This window comes from Aeromonas sp. SER (genome assembly GCF_038739615.1).
In the GTDB taxonomy this organism is placed as follows: Bacteria; Pseudomonadota; Gammaproteobacteria; order Enterobacterales; family Aeromonadaceae; genus Aeromonas; species Aeromonas jandaei.
This window is the reverse complement of sequence record NZ_JBCGFC010000003.1, coordinates 95180-110938: the sequence shown is the minus strand read 5'-3', so window position 1 is coordinate 110938 and position 15759 is coordinate 95180. Positions and strand designations below refer to the sequence as shown.

The window sequence follows — 15759 nt, the reverse complement described above, 5'->3', positions numbered from 1 at the left end:
GGAGGGCTGACCGCTAGCCGAAAGTGCGACTCAAATCTTTGAGCTGGCTTGCCTTGTTCAGCAGGCTGGCGCTGGTCTCGCTCACCTTGTCGATCTTGAGGCTGTTATCGTGGGAGAGCGAGGAGATCAGGTTGATATTGCGGCTGATCTCTTCGATGACCGCTTGCTGTTGGGTGGCCGCGGCGGAAATCTGGTTGGAAAAATCCGAGACCTTGTCGATCTCGACCACGACCTGATTCAGGTTGCCGGTACTCGCCCGGGTGGTGGCAAGACAGGCGTTGGTGCGAGTCACATTGAGGTGCATCATCTCTTTCCATCCCCCCAGCGTGTGCTGGATGTGGCCGATGCTGCTCTGGATCTGCTCGGTAGCCTTGTGGGTACGAGTAGAGAGGTTTCGCACCTCATCGGCGACCACGGCAAAACCGCGCCCCTGTTCGCCCGCTCGTGCCGCTTCAATGGAAGCATTGAGAGCCAGCAGGTTGGTCTGATCCGCAATGCCGCGAATTTCAGTCATGATGCTGCCGATCCGCTCCGATTCGCTGGCCAGCTCGACGGCTGACTGGAATGCCTGCTCAGCCTGGGTTGCCAGTGTCGCGATCTCCTCTCCCGCCTCGCAGAGCTGCTTGTTGGTGGTGGTGCAGTGGTGGCGAGCCTCTTCAATCTGCTGGTTGCTGTCCTGAATATTGCGATTGATCTCCTCTGCCGCTGAGGCCATCTGGGTCACGGCCGTGGCTATCTGCTGGATCTGGGTATCCTGCGAGGAGATATCTTTACTGGCCAGCGAGGCTGAACCTTGCAGATCGTTGGCCATGCTGTTGAGCGAGCCCGTTGCATCGTCAACCCGGCCGAGCACGGTACGGATCCTAGCTTGCCCGAGTTTGATATGGAAATCGGCGATGCTGTGGGGGGCATCACCCGAGAAGATGAGACGGCTGATGCTGTCGTAATCCTGCTCAAGACGCTGCAGGTATCTTGGTGTCAGAAAGAGCGGATGGCGGTTTAACCAGAGCACGGCCAGCAGAGGAGCGATGACCAGCAAGGCCTGGATGGGGGGGAGTAGCCAGAGAGCCATGGCGGCGCAAACCAGCAGCAGCGGAATGCTGAACATGGTCGGCGTCAGCAGGTTCTGACCAAAGCGGATGGCTGAGCCGCTTTCGCGAGCCCTGAGCACCTTGTACATTTTATCGGCCCGAGCCTTGTGCTCCGGGGCGGGACGACAGCGAACCGACTGGTAACCCGAGATCTGGCCCCCCTCGTAGATAGGAGTGACATAGGCGTCAACCCAGTAGTAACGGCCATCCTTGCAGCGATTCTTGACCAGCCCGCGCCATGGTTTCCCAGCTTGCAGATGGGCCCAGAGATCGGCAAATGCCGCTTTGGGCATATCAGGGTGGCGAACCAGATTGTGGTGCTGGCCGATCATCTCTTCGAGGCGGTACCCAGCCACCTGGCAAAATGCCGGGTTGGCGTAGGTGATGTCCCCTTTGAGGTCCGTGGTCGATACCAGCTGGATGTTGTCGGTCAACTCGACTTCGGTATCTATGGTGTGAAGCGTGCTGCTGGCCATGATCAGGCTCCGGTGTTGAGTAACGGAATGCTTCATCTGAGTATGACAGAGAGCCTTGTTATTGTGTCTTTACACATTAAAAAATTGTGCTACCACAGCAGCACAGGCATCCCTGTTATTGGCACCATGGTTTGGCGTGAACGCTCTGGCCAAGTAACATGGCATCACGTGATGTAACGCAGTAAAAGGGCAAGAGAATGAAGTTGGACGCAATTTTGTGGGACTACGATGGCACCCTGGTCAATTCGGTGCCCAAGAATATCGACATCACCAAAAATATTCTGGCCGAGGTGGCGCCCCATCTGACCGGTGACAATCTACCCCGCTATTTGCGCAGTGAAGCCGACTATCACTATGCCAACCATGCTGCCAAAAATTGGCAGGCCCTCTATGTCGACTACTACGGTATGTCACAGGCCGAGATGCTGCAGGCCGGTTCGCTCTGGGCAAAGCATCAGGAGATGAACCAAACAAGCGTGTATTTCTTTGCCGGGCTGGAGGCGGTGATAAGCCATTTCTCTGCCATTCCCCACGGGATTTGTTCGCAAAATTCCCAAAAAAATATCCGCCGGGTGCTGGAGCAGCATGGCGTGAACGGACAGTTCAAGGCTGTGGTAGGTTACGATGATGTCCCCGCGCAGCAGCAAAAACCGCACCCCTTGGGCGGCATCAAATGCCTGGAGTCCATTTTGGGCACGGTACGCAGCGCATCACTGCTCTATATCGGCGATCATGAGGCGGATGTGCAGTTTGCCCGCAATCTGCAAGCCGAGCTTGGCGACACCGCCCGGGTTATCTCTGTTGCTGTCGCCTATAGCCACTCAACCCCGGAGCTGTGGGAGCACAAGCCCGATCATATTGCCCGCAAAGTTGAGGAGTTGTACCCCATCATCCAGCAGCATCTGTAACGGTAAGCCACGGATTTTTGTCCGTGATAAATAAAGACGCCGATCATCCGATCGGCGTTTTTCATATCTGGGGGCAGAGTTGTTAGAACAGCAACTGCGTGAGGTAGCCCATCAGGACAGCCATGCCGAGGATCACGGTCAGAAAGGCCACTATCATGGGGGCTTTGAACATCGATCTGAGCAAGATCACTTCAGTCAGGCTGGCACCGGCGCTGCCGATGATAAGGGCCATCACGGCGCCCATACCCATCCCTTTGCCCAGCAGTACCGACGCCAGCGGGATCACTGCCTCGGCACGAATATAGAGCGGGATCCCGACGATGGCGCTGAAGGGGATGGCCAGCGGGTTGTCGGCGCCGGCATGGGCGGCGATCCACTCGGCCGGAATAAAGCCATAGATGAAAGAGCCGATGAGTACGCCAAGCAGCAGGAAGGGCAGTACATCGCGAAACTGCTGCCAGGCATCGGCACCAGCCTTGCGCAACTGGGCAGGCAGCATTTCTGTAGCAACCGGGGTAGTGGCTGTATCCGGGCAGCACGAGAGGGTGGGGACCTCTGCACTCAGGGCTGAGGTACTACAGCAGGTGGCGCTTGCCATCGGCCGCATGGCCTTGATGGGACTTGCGCTGATTGTGCAGCAGGCGGTTTGCGCCGGAGAGGCTCTCTTGGTGCCGGGTTTACAACCGGTGGTGCAACTACCGGAGATTGCCTTTCTGGCCTCAATGACATGCCGTTCGAACCCCATTTTGTCGAGCAGCAGGCTGGCCAGCATGGAGACGCTGGCGGCAATCACTGCGTAGAGCAGTGTCACTTTCCAGCCGAATGTGGCCCACATCAAGCCGACGATGATGGGGTTCAAGAGCGGGGAGATGAAAAGGAAGGTGATGGTCGGGCCAAAACCGGCTTTGGCGGAGAGTAATCCTCTCAGCATGGGGATGGTGGAGCAGCTGCAAAAAGGGGTGACGGCACCGAGCAACGCAGAGAGCAAGTAGCCTCTGCCTTTACGTGCCCCCAGCAGGCGCTGGATCTTCTCATCGGGGATCTTTTGCCGTAGCAAGCTGACCACTGCACTGATGACCAGAAACAGGATGGAAAGCTCAAAAGCCAGGAATAAAAACATATGGGATGCATCAGTCAGCATCGGTAACCAGTGGTTCATCATCATACTCGCTTGGTGAAAACTATATTTCTAAAATATTCGAAATGATGTGGTGGTCAAGATATTTCTGGTATTATCGAAATATTACAGCGTCACAGGGGGATGAGAATGGAGCTGGAAGAGGTTGCCAAGGCGTTGAAGGAGCTGGGTCATCCAACCCGTCTGTTTATCTTCAAACATCTGGTCAAGGCGGGGGAGCAGGGGTTGCCGGTGGGTGAGCTGCAAAAGCAGCTGGAGATCCCGGGATCAACCCTCAGCCATCATATTGCGGCACTGGTCTCGGTCGGGCTGGTGAAGCAGAACCGCGAGAGCCGCACCCTGCTTTGCGTCTCCCAATATGCGGTACTGGAAGAGATCATCGCCTTTTTTCAGGAGGAGTGCTGCGTAAACAGTCCTTCACGTGAAGTGCCGTTACCCACCAAGGCACCAGTTGGTTAGCAGTAAGCCCATCGCAGGAATGAAAAAACGCCGATCAGATGATCGGCGTTTTTGGTATTGAGAAGCCTGGTTATCAACCCAGATTGACGGCTGCCTTGGTCTGGGCCTGTCCCTTGCGCTTGATGACGAAGCCGATGCCCAGTACGACCAGCCAGGCCGGGATCAGTTCGACCGAGATGCGGAAATCGGGGGTCATGTACATGATAACCAGGATGCCAGCCATGAACGCGAGGCAGAGGTAGTTGCCGAAGGGATACCAGAACGCCTTGAACTTGGGCTGGACACCTTCCGCGACCTTGGCCTTGCGGAACTTCAGATGCGCGAGGCTGATCATCGCCCAGTTGATCACCAGTGCGGAGACCACCAGCGCCATCAGCAGACCGAAGGCCTTGCCCGGCATCAGGTAGTTGATCAGCACGCAGAGCAGGGTGGCGATGGCAGAGACCGAGAGGGCAACCAGCGGTACACCGCTCTTGTTGGTCTTGAGCAGCACTTTCGGGCCGTTACCCTGTTTGGCCAGACCGAACAGCATGCGGCTGTTGCAGTAGACGCAGCTGTTGTAGACCGACAGCGCCGCCGTCAGCACCACGATGTTGAGCACGGTGGCGACCAGATCGCTATCCAGTGCGTGGAAGATCATCACGAACGGGCTGCCGCCTTCGACCACTGTACCCCAAGGGTAAAGGGACATCAGGATGGCCAGGGCGCCGATGTAGAAGATCAGGATCCGGTAGATCACCTGATTGGTGGCCTTGGGGATGCTCTTCTCGGGGTTGTCCGCTTCGGCTGCGGTAATACCGACCAGCTCCAGACCACCGAAGGAGAACATGATCACCGCCATCGCCATCACTAGACCGCTGATGCCGTTCGGGAAAAAGCCGCCCTGAGCCCACAGGTTGGTCACGCTCGCCTCGGGGCCGCCGGCACCAGAGATGAGCAGATAGCCGCCAAAGCCGATCATGCCGATGATGGCGACCACCTTGATGATGGCGAACCAGAACTCCATCTCGCCAAACGCTTTGACGTTGGAGAGGTTGATGGTGTTGATCAGCACGAAGAAGAAGGCTGCCGACATCCAGGTCGGGATCTCGGGCCACCAGTATTGGACGTAGATACCCACCGCAGTCAGCTCGGCCATGCTCACCAGCACGTAGAGCACCCAGTAGTTCCAGCCGGACGCGAAACCGGCAAACTCACCCCAGTATTTGTAGGCAAAGTGGCTGAAGGAGCCGGCTACAGGCTCTTCCACCACCATTTCACCGAGCTGGCGCATGATCAGGAAGGCGATAAAGCCGCCGATGGCATAACCCAGCAGTACGGAGGGGCCTGCCATCTTGATGGTCTGGGCAATCCCCAGAAAGAGGCCGGTACCGATGGCACCGCCTAACGCAATTAACTGAATGTGGCGGTTTTTGAGGCCGCGTTTCAGCTCTTCACCGTCTTGTTTCAAATCCATGGATCTGTCCTTTACCTATCTCTGTTGTCTCTTGCCGGTGTTGGGCTCTTCCTGAGCAGCATCGCGATGCGTAGCCAAAACCTGACGAAATCTGTATTTATTTCGTTACGCCATGTCGTTTTCAATTTTTAATCTGGACTGGCAACGAAAGCAGAATAGTGATAATTCGCCATAAATGCACCTGTTTTCCGCGCCAAGCGGTGGTGTTTTGGTCAAAAGCCAGCTTTTTAATTAGATTTTCAGGTGATGGGACAGGTTTTGCTTGAAATTCAATCAATCGAATTGTGTTTTGTTGACATTTGTTGAGTTGTTTTGATTTCTGGGTGTGTAGCCGGGAGGAGAGGGCTGATGATGGAGAGGCAACAGGATGAGCTGCGGCATACTCGTGACGAGGTAACACTGCTGCAGCGTTGGGTTGCCAGCGGATTGCTGGTGACGATCTGGCTGCTGATTGCCGCCAGTCCGCTGCTGCTGGTCGGGATGACGGCCATGATGGGGGGCTGGTTTGTACTGGGTGATGAGGGGTTGTTGCACCACTGGCCGTTGCTTCTGCTGGCCGGAGGTGTGGTGGGGGCGCTGGCGGGTTGTTTGCTGGCCGAGCGGATCCGCAGGCGCCACGGCCTGCTGCCCTTTTATGCCCGTTTGCTGAACAATCCCGAACTCAATCGTTAGGCAATCCCGGACGGCTTTTCATCACGGCGGCCATGGGGCAATAACCAGAAAAAGAGGGGAGAAGCTTGATGGCTTCTCCCCTCTTTGCATCTGGCGTGGCTTATCTGCTGTCAAGCTGGCTTAACAGAGCTGGCGACGCAGGCCGGTTGCCTCGAGGATTTTGGCGCTGATCTCCTCGACTGAGTGGGAGCTGGTATCGAGAAAGCGGATCGCCTCCTGACGAAACAGCCGCTCCACGCTGGCCAACTCCTGCTCGCACTGCTCCAGCGAGGCGTAGCGGCTATTGGCGCGGCGCTGGTTGCGGATCTCGTGCAGCCGCTGTGGCGCTATGGTGAGGCCAAACAGCTTGTGACGGTTGGCCTTGAGGGGCGTCGGCAGCTCCAGCCCACCCATGTCCTGCTCGATAAAGGGGTAGTTGGCGGCGCGAATGCCGAACTGCAGCGCCAGATAGAGGCTGGTGGGAGTTTTGCCGCAGCGGGAGACGCCGATCAGGATGATGTCCGCCTCGTCGTACTCTTTGGTGGTGATGCCATCGTCGTTGGCCAGTGCGAAGTTGACCGCCTCGATGCGATCGTCATAGAGCTTGCGGTTCTCCATGCCGTGGGTGCGATGGGGGCGGGGTTCGGCCTTCACCCCCAGCTCCTGTTCCAGCGGGCTGACGAAGGTGTTGAGAAAGTCGTGACTGCTCGCTTCGGCTTTCAGTACCTCCTCGCGCACCTGGGGATCGATGATGGTGTGAAACAGGATGGGGCGCACCCCGGTCTGGCGAAACTGTTCATCGATCCGCATCCGCACCTGCCGCGCCTTTTCACGGCTCTCCACGAAGGGGATGGTGATCTGCTCGAAGGCCAGTGGAAACTGGCTCAGTACCGCGTGGCCGAACACTTCGGCGGTGATGGCGGTCCCATCGGAAACATAAAATACGGTGTGCACGTTGAGCTCCTGTTACATCGACCAAGGGGCTGGCCAGGAAGTATCTGTCGAAACCATCCTCCTGTTGTCAACCGATCTGCCATGCCCAAGTTGTGAAGTGGCTAGCAAACCTTAGTCGTTATCTTTTTGTGTCGGCATTGTAGAATGTTCGGGTCATTCGACCATCCCCTATCTTGCTCGGGGATTTTTTTGACAAAAAATGGAAAACGTTTTCATGGTCGTTGGCAATAGAAGAAAGAGACAATAACGCACCTTACTCACCTATAAAAATCGGGCACAAAAAAGGTGCCATGGCACCTTGCCCACCAACCTGGAGACATGCAAGTGCAACAGTACGTACTCTGGTACGAGCAACTCGGAATGCAGGATGTAGAACGAGTTGGCGGCAAGAACGCATCCCTTGGCGAGATGATCAGCAACCTCTCTGGCGCCGGTGTATCGGTGCCGGGCGGGTTTGCCACCACCGCCTTTGCGTTTAACGAGTTTCTGGAGTCAAGCGGCCTCAACGGCAAGATCCACCATCTGCTCGACAATCTGGATGTGGATGACATTGCCGCCCTCAATCGGGCCGGTCAGCAGATCCGCGACTGGGTGATTGAAGCCCCGTTCCAGAGCGCGCTGGAGCAGGCGATCCGGGAGGCTTACGCCAGACTGAGTGCAGGTTTGGATGCCTCTTTTGCTGTGCGCTCCTCCGCCACCGCCGAGGATATGCCGGACGCCTCCTTTGCCGGCCAGCAGGAGACCTTCCTCAACGTGCGCGGCATCGATGCGGTCATGGTAGCCATCAAGCATGTCTTTGCCTCACTGTTCAACGATCGCGCCATCTCCTATCGGGTGCATCAGGGTTATGACCACAAGGGCGTCGCCCTGTCGGCCGGGGTGCAGCGGATGGTGCGCTCGGATCTTGCCGCCTCCGGCGTCATGTTCACCCTGGATACCGAGTCAGGCTTCAACGACGTGGTCTTTATCACCGGAGCCCACGGTCTTGGCGAGATGGTGGTACAGGGTGCGGTCAACCCGGACGAGTTCTACGTGCACAAACCGACCCTCAAGGGGGGGCGCCCGGCGGTGGTGCGCAAGACCCTCGGCTCCAAGCTCATCAAGATGACCTATTCCGGCGATGCGAGCCATGGCCGTCAGGTGCAGATCGTCGACACCAATGAAGCCGAGCGCAGCCGTTTCTGCATCACGGATGCCGAGGTGATGGAGCTGGCCAGGCAGGCCCTCATCATCGAGCAGCATTATGGCCGCCCGATGGACATCGAGTGGGCCAAGGATGGGCAGGATGGTAAGCTCTACATCGTGCAGGCGCGCCCGGAAACCGTGCGCAGCCGCCAGGAGGCCAACACCCTCGAGCGTTTTGCCCTCAAGCAAGCGGGCAAGGTGCTGATCGAGGGGCGGGCCATCGGTCACAAGATTGGCGCGGGCCCGGCGCGGGTCATCTCCTCCATCAGCCAGATGGACGAAGTACAGCCCGGCGATGTGCTGGTCACCGACATGACCGACCCGGACTGGGAGCCCATCATGAAGCGGGCCTCCGCCATCGTCACCAACCGGGGCGGCCGTACCTGTCACGCCGCCATCATCGCCCGCGAACTGGGCATTCCGGCGGTGGTGGGCTGCGGCAATGCCACCGATAGCATCGAGGCTGGCCAGCTTATCACCGTCTCCTGCGCGGAAGGGGATACCGGTTTTATCTATGACGGCGAACTCGACTTCGACGTGGCGGTCACCGAGGTGGGCAACATGCCGCGCCTGCCCATCAAGATCATGATGAACGTCGGCAACCCGGACAGGGCGTTCGATTTTGCCCAGTTGCCCAATGCCGGTGTCGGTCTGGCCCGTCTCGAGTTCATCATCAACCGGATGATCGGGGTGCACCCCAAGGCGCTGCTGGAGTTTGACAGCCAGAGCCCCGAACTCAAGGCCACCATCGGCAAGATGATCGCCGGCTACGAGAGCCCGCGTGAGTTCTACGTCGCCAAGCTGACCGAGGGCATCGCCACTCTGGCCGCCGCCTTCTGGCCGGAGCGGGTGATCGTGCGGATGTCGGACTTCAAGTCCAACGAGTACGCCAACCTGGTGGGCGGCCGTGGCTACGAGCCTCACGAAGAGAACCCGATGATCGGTTTCCGCGGTGCGTCGCGCTACATCGCCGACAGCTTCCGCCCCTGTTTTGCCCTCGAGTGCGAGGCGATCAAGCGGGTGCGCGATGCCATGGGGCTGACCAACGTCGAGGTGATGATCCCCTTCGTGCGCACCGTGGGCGAGGCGGAGCAGGTGATCGACATCCTTGCCGAGAACGGTCTGCGCCGTGGCGAGCGGGGGCTCAAGGTGATCATGATGTGCGAGATCCCGAGCAACGCCCTGCTGGCAGACAAGTTCCTCGAGCACGTGGACGGCTTTTCCATCGGCTCTAACGACATGACCCAGCTGACGCTTGGACTTGATAGGGACTCGGGGCTTATCGCCCACCTGTTCGACGAGCGCAACGAGGCGGTCAAGGCGCTGCTGGCGATGGCCATTGCCGCTGCGCTCAAGGCGGGCAAGTACGTGGGGATCTGTGGCCAGGGGCCATCCGATCACCCGGACTTCGCCGCCTGGCTGGTGGAGCAGGGGATAGACTCGGTGTCGCTCAACCCGGATACCGTGGTCGATACCTGGCTCTATCTGGCGGAGCAGCATGGCCGCAAGTAAGCCGCTGTCGCAGTGAAGAGAATAGAAAGGGGGCCATGATGGCCCCCTTTGTTATCCCGCTGACGAGACCTATTTTGGTTGCCGCTCGGCCCCCGACAGCTCGATCTGTACCTTCACCCCCTCGCTCTGGAGCTTGGTGGCGATGGCGTTGAGATCGGTGCCCGATTTGGCCTCCAGCAGGGCGATGCCGCCGCTGCTCTGCTTGAAGTTCAAGCCGTGGCGCGTCGCCAGCGCCTTGGCTGTGGCATCGTCAGCTTCCACCAGCAGGGTTCCGCTGACGGTGAGCTCGGGGCTGGCCGCCCCCTGCATCAATACGTCGCCGCGGCGCAGGCTTTGCTGCGGCACTTTGTCATCCAGACTGCGGGCTACGCGCTTCTTGCTGCCGTTGTCGGGAATGAGGTAGGTCTGGCCGTTCACCTCTATGGTGCTGTACTGCTTGCCATCCATGGTGACGGACTCCTCGGCGCAGAGCTGTCCCGAGAGGGGGGCCAGCAGGGTTGCCAGAAGCAAGGTAACAGGTTTGTTCATGGTAATACTCCTAGCGTGTTAGCTGCGATTGGCATCGTGACCCAGGACCCGCAGGGACCATGAGATCAGCTTGCCCGGTTGACGGTTGTTGCGCTCGGTCAGGGTGGTGCGCTCCTTGGTCTTGCGATTGAGCAGAGAGACCTGACGGGTACCGTTGGCAACGTCGGTTACCTCCAGTCGCCACTGGCCTTCGGCCGATTCACCGTAAAACTTGTGGGAGAGCAGGCGCATGTCACGCAATCCCTTGGTGCGCACAAAGCCCAGCTGCTGCTGGTCGAGAGATTGGCCGACCAGGCTGTTGAAAGGGCTCAGCAGGATGCTGCGGGTGCCGGCGGGGGAGACCAGTTCGATCAGAAGATCAGGCAGACGCTGGTGATCCAGGCTCACCATCACCTGAACCGCTTCGACCGTCAACGGTGTGGCAATGCGGGTTGTCGAGCTGGTCGGGCTGTTGCCCACATCCGGGATGGCAGCGGTACTGCCGGTGACATTGATTTTCTGCCACGGCAGCTGCACCAGCGGGGGGAGTGGCTGGTGATTGGCTGCCAGCTCAAGCGCCTTGTTGACGTCGATCAGACCAAAACCGTAAGTCGGGCTGAACCACATGCCGGCGGCATTGCGCTCCCACCCTTCCAGCCCTTTCACATCGCGCACCTTGCCGGTGCTGCTGGTGTAGCTGACCATCACGGGCTGATGTTTGGCATCGACCCGGGTAGCGCTGCGCGCCAGCAGATCCCGAAAATCGCGTACTGACAGGTCCGGGTAGGCGGACATCAGCAGTGCCATGGCGCCCGAGGTGCTGGGGGTGGCGGAGGAGGTGCCGTTCATCACGCCGTTGTAGTCGCAACTGGCATCCAGTTGCGGGTTGCCGTGCAGCCGGTTGGTGCGGGGATCATCGGTGCGGTTGTAGCCCATATCGCAGCCGGGCAGATCCGTGGTCACCATGGCGGGGGAGTCGGTACCGTACTCGCCGCCGGTGGCACTCAGGAAGACGTTGCTGCCGACGCTGGAGTAGGAGGATCTGACACCATCTACGTTGAGCGCGCTCACCACCAGGTTCCAGAAGTTACTGTTTGAGGGGTCGAGATTGCTGTTCTCAAACGGCAATTTGGGGCCGTTGCCGGTGCGATTGAGCACATAGCCGCCCGCCGCTATCTTGTTGAAGCCGTTGCCGGCAGCCTTGATATAGGCGGCACTCTGCGCCTTGAGGGTTTGCTGTTCGAACAGGCGGTCGAGCTGGGCCTGATCCAGATCGTTGGCCGGACGGGGATCGACCAGGCTCATGCCATAGCTCTGGTTGAATACCCGGTTATCGCGGCTGGCATCGCTGTCGCCAAGGGCGTAGAGCCAGTCTTTCTGCAACTGCTGGCTGTTGTCGTCCAGCAGGTTGAACCCCTGCAACTGGGCCCGCGGGGCGATCCCCTTGGTGCCGATGGCGTTGTCTACCGCCGCTATGATGCCGGAGACCGAAGTGCCGTGCGCCGTATCCGCATCAGTCGGGGTCGGGTCATCGCTGCCGGTCACCACGTTTTTGGATCCCGGACGGACGTTGTCCGCCAGATCCGGGTGGGCGATAGCCAAGCCATCATCCACCACGGCCACATTGACTCCCTGACCCAGCACGCCGGTGCGATGTGCCCACCAGAGGTTGAGATCGTTACCTGCCACGCCGCCACGGGCGCTGAAGGCATCCTGGCCACTGTTGAGCAGATACCACTGCTGATCCTGCAGCGGGTTGATGCCGGGCAGACAGCGTTCGCTGCTGCTGCGGCCGGTATCCAGTCCGGCTTCCTTGCCGGTCAGGGGGGCACAACTTTCATTTGCCTGAACAGATGCAACTGGCAGCGCCGACAGCAGTGCTGTGATCGCCAGTGCTAACGATGTTTGCTTCATTATTTTTAAACTCCATCTTATAGAGCACCTTCCTGGGTGCGAATGGAATCTACACATGGATGATGAAGAGCCAAAAGAACCTGTTTTCATAAGTTAGATCAGCCTCAAAGAAATCCGATCTTTTTTATGTTACATATTCCATTGGAGCTGATCGTGTGTTTTATTGAGAGCATTTATCAGCGCTCGCTATTGATCTTTTTGTTGTTAACTCAGGTGGTTAGCAGTCAATGCTGACTGGCGCGCGATGTGCGCTGCCACACTGGCGCTGTTTGTTTTCACTCCGTTCTCTTCATTCCCCATCTCTGCGTCGTCCGGCTCATAAGCTTCCTCAATTTTGTCGCTTGGTATTGGTAGCCGACTCTGATAAGTTGTCTTTCATTGGCCGTTTGGACGTCTGGATTTCCATTTTGAAATCAGTAGTCCGCTATCACCTTGATGAGTCTTGAGACAGGGAGTCTTGTATGTTGCGTCGCACCTTCTGGTTTTGTTCTCTATTGCTCTTGCTGAGCGGCACTCTGGTTGGCACTGCCCGGGCGGGTGAGCAGGATCGCCAAGAGATTGTGATCGGCACTACGGTGGGGGATTTTGCCGACATGGTGACCGACTCCATCAAGCCGCAGCTGGAGGCCAAAGGGTACAAGGTCAGGCTGGTGGAATTTACCGACTATGTTTCCCCCAACATTGCGCTGGCGGATGGCTCGCTCGATGTGAACTGTTTTCAGCACAAGCCTTATCTCGAGAGCTTTAGCAAAGACCGCGGTTTGTCACTGACACCCGTTGTGCAGGTGCCCACCGGGCCGATGGGGCTCTATTCAGGCAAGTTGGCCACACTCGATCAGCTGAAAGAGGGGAGTACGGTGGCTATCCCCAACGATCCCACCAATCAGGCGCGCGCCCTGCTGATGCTGCAGGATCTGGGCTGGCTAACTCTCAAGAAGGGGATTAATCCGCTCAAGGCGAGCGAGTTTGATGTGGTGAACAACTCGCACAATCTCAAGCTGGTACTGCTCGAGGCGGCGCAACTGCCCCGTTCGCGGGAGGATGTGGATTTTGCGGTGATCAACGGCAATTTTGCCGCCTCCAGCGGCATCCCGTTTAGCCATGGGCTCTTTCTTGAGCGCAGCTACGACTTTATCAACTGGGTGGTCGTGAAGCAGGTCGACAGCGAGAAGCCATTTGTCAGGGATGTGGCGGCCGCCTACAACTCTGCGGAGTTCAAGGCATATGCCGCCAAGCGGTTTGCCGGCTACAAATTGCCGCAGGCATGGTCGACCGGGCAGGTTCAATAATCCACACCAGCAATTGCTTGGCGCCACTCCAAAAAAACGCCCCCGAATGCGGGGGCGTTTTGTTTGAGATAGATGCCTGTCAGGGGTGACGGTAGAAGCGGTTGAGCTCGTTCATTACCTGGATCATGGCGCCCATGTCGGGAGTGGCCCGCTTGATGGGTTGATAGCTGTTGCGATCCAGCAGCTCGAAGTCACCCTGTTTGTTGAAGTGGGTGATGGTTCCGCTCTGGTAGATGGCAAAGTCATTCTGATCCCCGGCCAGCAGCCAGTTGCGCGGGCTGAAGTCGAACAGCGAGCGACCAATGCTGTAATCACGCGGCGGGTTGCGCACCCCCAGCATTCCCTGCATCAGGGTCGGCGCCAGGTCGAAATGGCTGCTCGGCTGCTCGATCACCTGGCTGCTGCGGCCAGGCCAGGCCACCACCATGGGCACCTGCACCTGATAGAGGGAGTAGTTGCTGCCAGCGCCCCAGCTGTTGCTCTGGGTGTCGTTGAACTCCTGACCATGGTTGGAGGTGATGACCACCACCGTATTGCTGTCCATGCCCTGCAACTGCAGTTTGGTCAGCATCTCTTCCAGCAACTGGTCGGTATAGAAGACCGAGTTCTTGTAGCGATTCTCCAGCTTCACCAGGTTTTCCGCCCGATAGGCGGTGGCCGGATTGAAGTTGGTCAGCTCTGGCTGGAAAGGACCCTTCATGGTTGCGGGCAGCTGGTAGTCGCCAGGACTTGAGAGATAGACCAGCGAGAACCAGGGGCGCTCTGGCGTGCGCTTCTCCAGCCACTGCTGCCAGTCGGTCAGCAGCTTGCCGTCGTTGGTCTGCTCGGAGACAAACACCTGTTTTCGCAGACCGGCGAGGATGCTCTTGCGATACTTCTGGCCATCTTCTATCGCACCAAACAGGCCGAACTGGTAATCCTGGCGCAGCAGTTCGTCAAACAGCACCGGCGGGCGTTTGTCGCTGCTGATCTCTTTGTAGTAGTGACCGGGCAGGCCATAAAAGAGGCTGAACATCCCCATCAGGTCATCGTTGCCGCCGCTCAGGTGATTGCGGAAGCTGAGATGCTGATCCGCATAGCGCTGCAGATTGGGCATGTTGATGTTGTTGAGCATGTCAAAGCGCAGCGAATCGACCACCACAATCAGCAGGTTGCTGTGGGTGAGGGGCGCATTGACGTTGAGCGGCCGCAACGGATAGCGGATCCGGCTGTCACTGTCATCGCTCTGGTTGGCTGCCTGCTTCTCGTACTGATCCAGATCCAGCCAGCCATGTTTGGCCAGGAAGGAGCGGGCCGTCATGGGGTAGGAGAGGGGGAAGTTGGCGCGCTGCATGGTGATGGGCTGATACAGGGTGGCATCCGCCCAGCTGTTGACCACGTGGGTCAGGATAAAGCAGACCAGCAGCGCCAGCCCTACCTGATTGCCGTACTGACGGCGCTTGCGCTTGTTGATCTTGCGCCAGACATAGGCCGACAGCAGCAGTTGCAGCAGGAAGATGGTCGGCACGGCGACGAAGATGATGCTCCAGATCGAGCCCTCCTCGGTCTGGGCCTGATCCAGCAGCAACTGCCACACCTGGGCATTGAGGTGGAACTTGAAGAGCCGGAATACCTGGGTGTCGATCAGCAAAAGCACCAGCGCCAGCGTCGCCACGACGGCGGAGATGAAGCGCAGGGGCTTCTCTTTGGGCAATACGAAGCTCAAAGGGAAGATCGTCAGCAGGTAGGTGACGAAACTTAAGAACGAGAAGTGGCCAATCCAGCTTACAACGAGGTAGACCACGCCGAGGGTGGTCGACGGCCAGCTGATGGCGCCCAGATAACGGGTGGCAATCAGCATGGCGAGAATGATGTTGAAGAAGGAGAACCAATGCCCCCAGGTGATCAGGCGAGAGACATTATCACGATAGGGGTTACCGGTTTCGACCATAGTGATCCATCTGCGTTGAGAAACGTCAAATCAACAGAGTCGGGGACTCAGTGCGTGTCGTGGCGGTTATCGACCGATGCGGTCAGGGCCTGGACAAACTTCTCGGTGATGGCCTGACGCTGGGCCGGAGCCATACCGTTGATGATATTGGTAGTCAGGTTGCCGAGCACCATCAGACTGAGATCCACCGGTGCCTTGTGCTTCTCCAGGGCGGTGATCAGGTCGTTCATCAGGGCGTCAAACTGCTCGTTATTGTACTTTGATACGATGGGCATAATCTTCAGTTCAT

At 58.2% G+C, this 15759-nt stretch carries 13 protein-coding genes; 5 read left to right on the top strand and 8 right to left on the bottom strand.

Annotated features, from left to right (window positions below):
- Positions 1 to 13: 13 nt before the first annotated feature.
- Entirely contained in the window at positions 14 to 1567 is a 1554-nt protein-coding gene (locus AAHA41_RS05625; RefSeq protein ID WP_041209347.1) for a PAS domain-containing methyl-accepting chemotaxis protein, read from the bottom strand.
- 197 nt (positions 1568 to 1764) lie between these two features.
- On the opposite strand from AAHA41_RS05625, the gene AAHA41_RS05620 reads away from it, so the two are divergent.
- The gene (locus tag AAHA41_RS05620) at positions 1765 to 2475 is read left to right on the top strand and encodes an HAD family hydrolase (RefSeq protein ID WP_323070252.1); all 711 of its coding nucleotides are present in this window, start codon (positions 1765 to 1767) and stop codon (positions 2473 to 2475) included.
- An 82-nt stretch (positions 2476 to 2557) separates the two neighbouring features.
- On the opposite strand, the gene AAHA41_RS05615 is transcribed toward AAHA41_RS05620, so the two are convergent.
- A complete protein-coding gene (locus AAHA41_RS05615) occupies positions 2558 to 3634 on the bottom strand; it encodes a permease (protein WP_323070253.1) in 1077 nt (358 codons plus the stop codon).
- 108 nt (positions 3635 to 3742) lie between these two features.
- Between AAHA41_RS05615 and AAHA41_RS05610 the strand changes: the two genes are divergently transcribed.
- Positions 3743 to 4072, top strand: coding sequence for a metalloregulator ArsR/SmtB family transcription factor (locus AAHA41_RS05610; protein WP_042029989.1), 330 nt, complete (start codon positions 3743 to 3745; stop codon positions 4070 to 4072).
- A gap of 73 nt (positions 4073 to 4145) precedes the next feature.
- Here AAHA41_RS05610 and AAHA41_RS05605 read toward each other — a convergent pair whose 3' ends face one another.
- Positions 4146 to 5528 carry an amino acid permease gene (locus tag AAHA41_RS05605; protein WP_323070254.1) on the bottom strand — a complete coding sequence of 461 codons (1383 nt, stop codon included), beginning with the start codon at positions 5526 to 5528 and terminating at the stop codon, positions 4146 to 4148.
- 348 nt (positions 5529 to 5876) lie between these two features.
- On the opposite strand from AAHA41_RS05605, the gene AAHA41_RS05600 reads away from it, so the two are divergent.
- Positions 5877 to 6200 carry a hypothetical protein gene (locus tag AAHA41_RS05600; RefSeq protein ID WP_108572476.1) on the top strand — a complete coding sequence of 108 codons (324 nt, stop codon included), beginning with the start codon at positions 5877 to 5879 and terminating at the stop codon, positions 6198 to 6200.
- A 120-nt stretch (positions 6201 to 6320) separates the two neighbouring features.
- Here AAHA41_RS05600 and AAHA41_RS05595 read toward each other — a convergent pair whose 3' ends face one another.
- Positions 6321 to 7133 (bottom strand): pyruvate, water dikinase regulatory protein, encoded by an 813-nt coding sequence (locus AAHA41_RS05595; protein WP_033116017.1) that lies wholly within the window; start codon positions 7131 to 7133, stop codon positions 6321 to 6323.
- A gap of 318 nt (positions 7134 to 7451) precedes the next feature.
- On the opposite strand from AAHA41_RS05595, the gene ppsA reads away from it, so the two are divergent.
- The gene (gene ppsA, locus AAHA41_RS05590; RefSeq protein WP_323070255.1) at positions 7452 to 9830 is read left to right on the top strand and encodes a phosphoenolpyruvate synthase; all 2379 of its coding nucleotides are present in this window, start codon (positions 7452 to 7454) and stop codon (positions 9828 to 9830) included.
- A gap of 69 nt (positions 9831 to 9899) precedes the next feature.
- On the opposite strand, the gene AAHA41_RS05585 is transcribed toward ppsA, so the two are convergent.
- Both AAHA41_RS05585 and AAHA41_RS05580 read right to left on the bottom strand, forming a co-directional pair.
- On the bottom strand, positions 9900 to 10358 hold the full coding sequence (locus tag AAHA41_RS05585) for a hypothetical protein (protein ID WP_104015108.1): 459 nt from the start codon (positions 10356 to 10358) through the stop codon (positions 9900 to 9902).
- Between the two features lie 18 nt (positions 10359 to 10376).
- Positions 10377 to 12251, bottom strand: coding sequence for a S8 family serine peptidase (locus tag AAHA41_RS05580; RefSeq protein ID WP_323070256.1), 1875 nt, complete (start codon positions 12249 to 12251; stop codon positions 10377 to 10379).
- 461 nt (positions 12252 to 12712) lie between these two features.
- Between AAHA41_RS05580 and AAHA41_RS05575 the strand changes: the two genes are divergently transcribed.
- Positions 12713 to 13540, top strand: coding sequence for a MetQ/NlpA family ABC transporter substrate-binding protein (locus tag AAHA41_RS05575; protein ID WP_323070257.1), 828 nt, complete (start codon positions 12713 to 12715; stop codon positions 13538 to 13540).
- A gap of 79 nt (positions 13541 to 13619) precedes the next feature.
- Here the strand turns inward: AAHA41_RS05575 and AAHA41_RS05570 are convergent, their stop codons facing one another.
- Complete coding sequence (locus tag AAHA41_RS05570) at positions 13620 to 15470, bottom strand: DUF3413 domain-containing protein (RefSeq protein WP_323070258.1); 1851 nt, start codon at positions 15468 to 15470, stop codon at positions 13620 to 13622.
- A 47-nt stretch (positions 15471 to 15517) separates the two neighbouring features.
- Positions 15518 to 15745, bottom strand: a complete 228-nt coding sequence (locus tag AAHA41_RS05565) for a YejL family protein (RefSeq protein WP_005344699.1) — start codon at positions 15743 to 15745, stop codon at positions 15518 to 15520.
- Positions 15746 to 15759 lie beyond the last annotated feature (14 nt).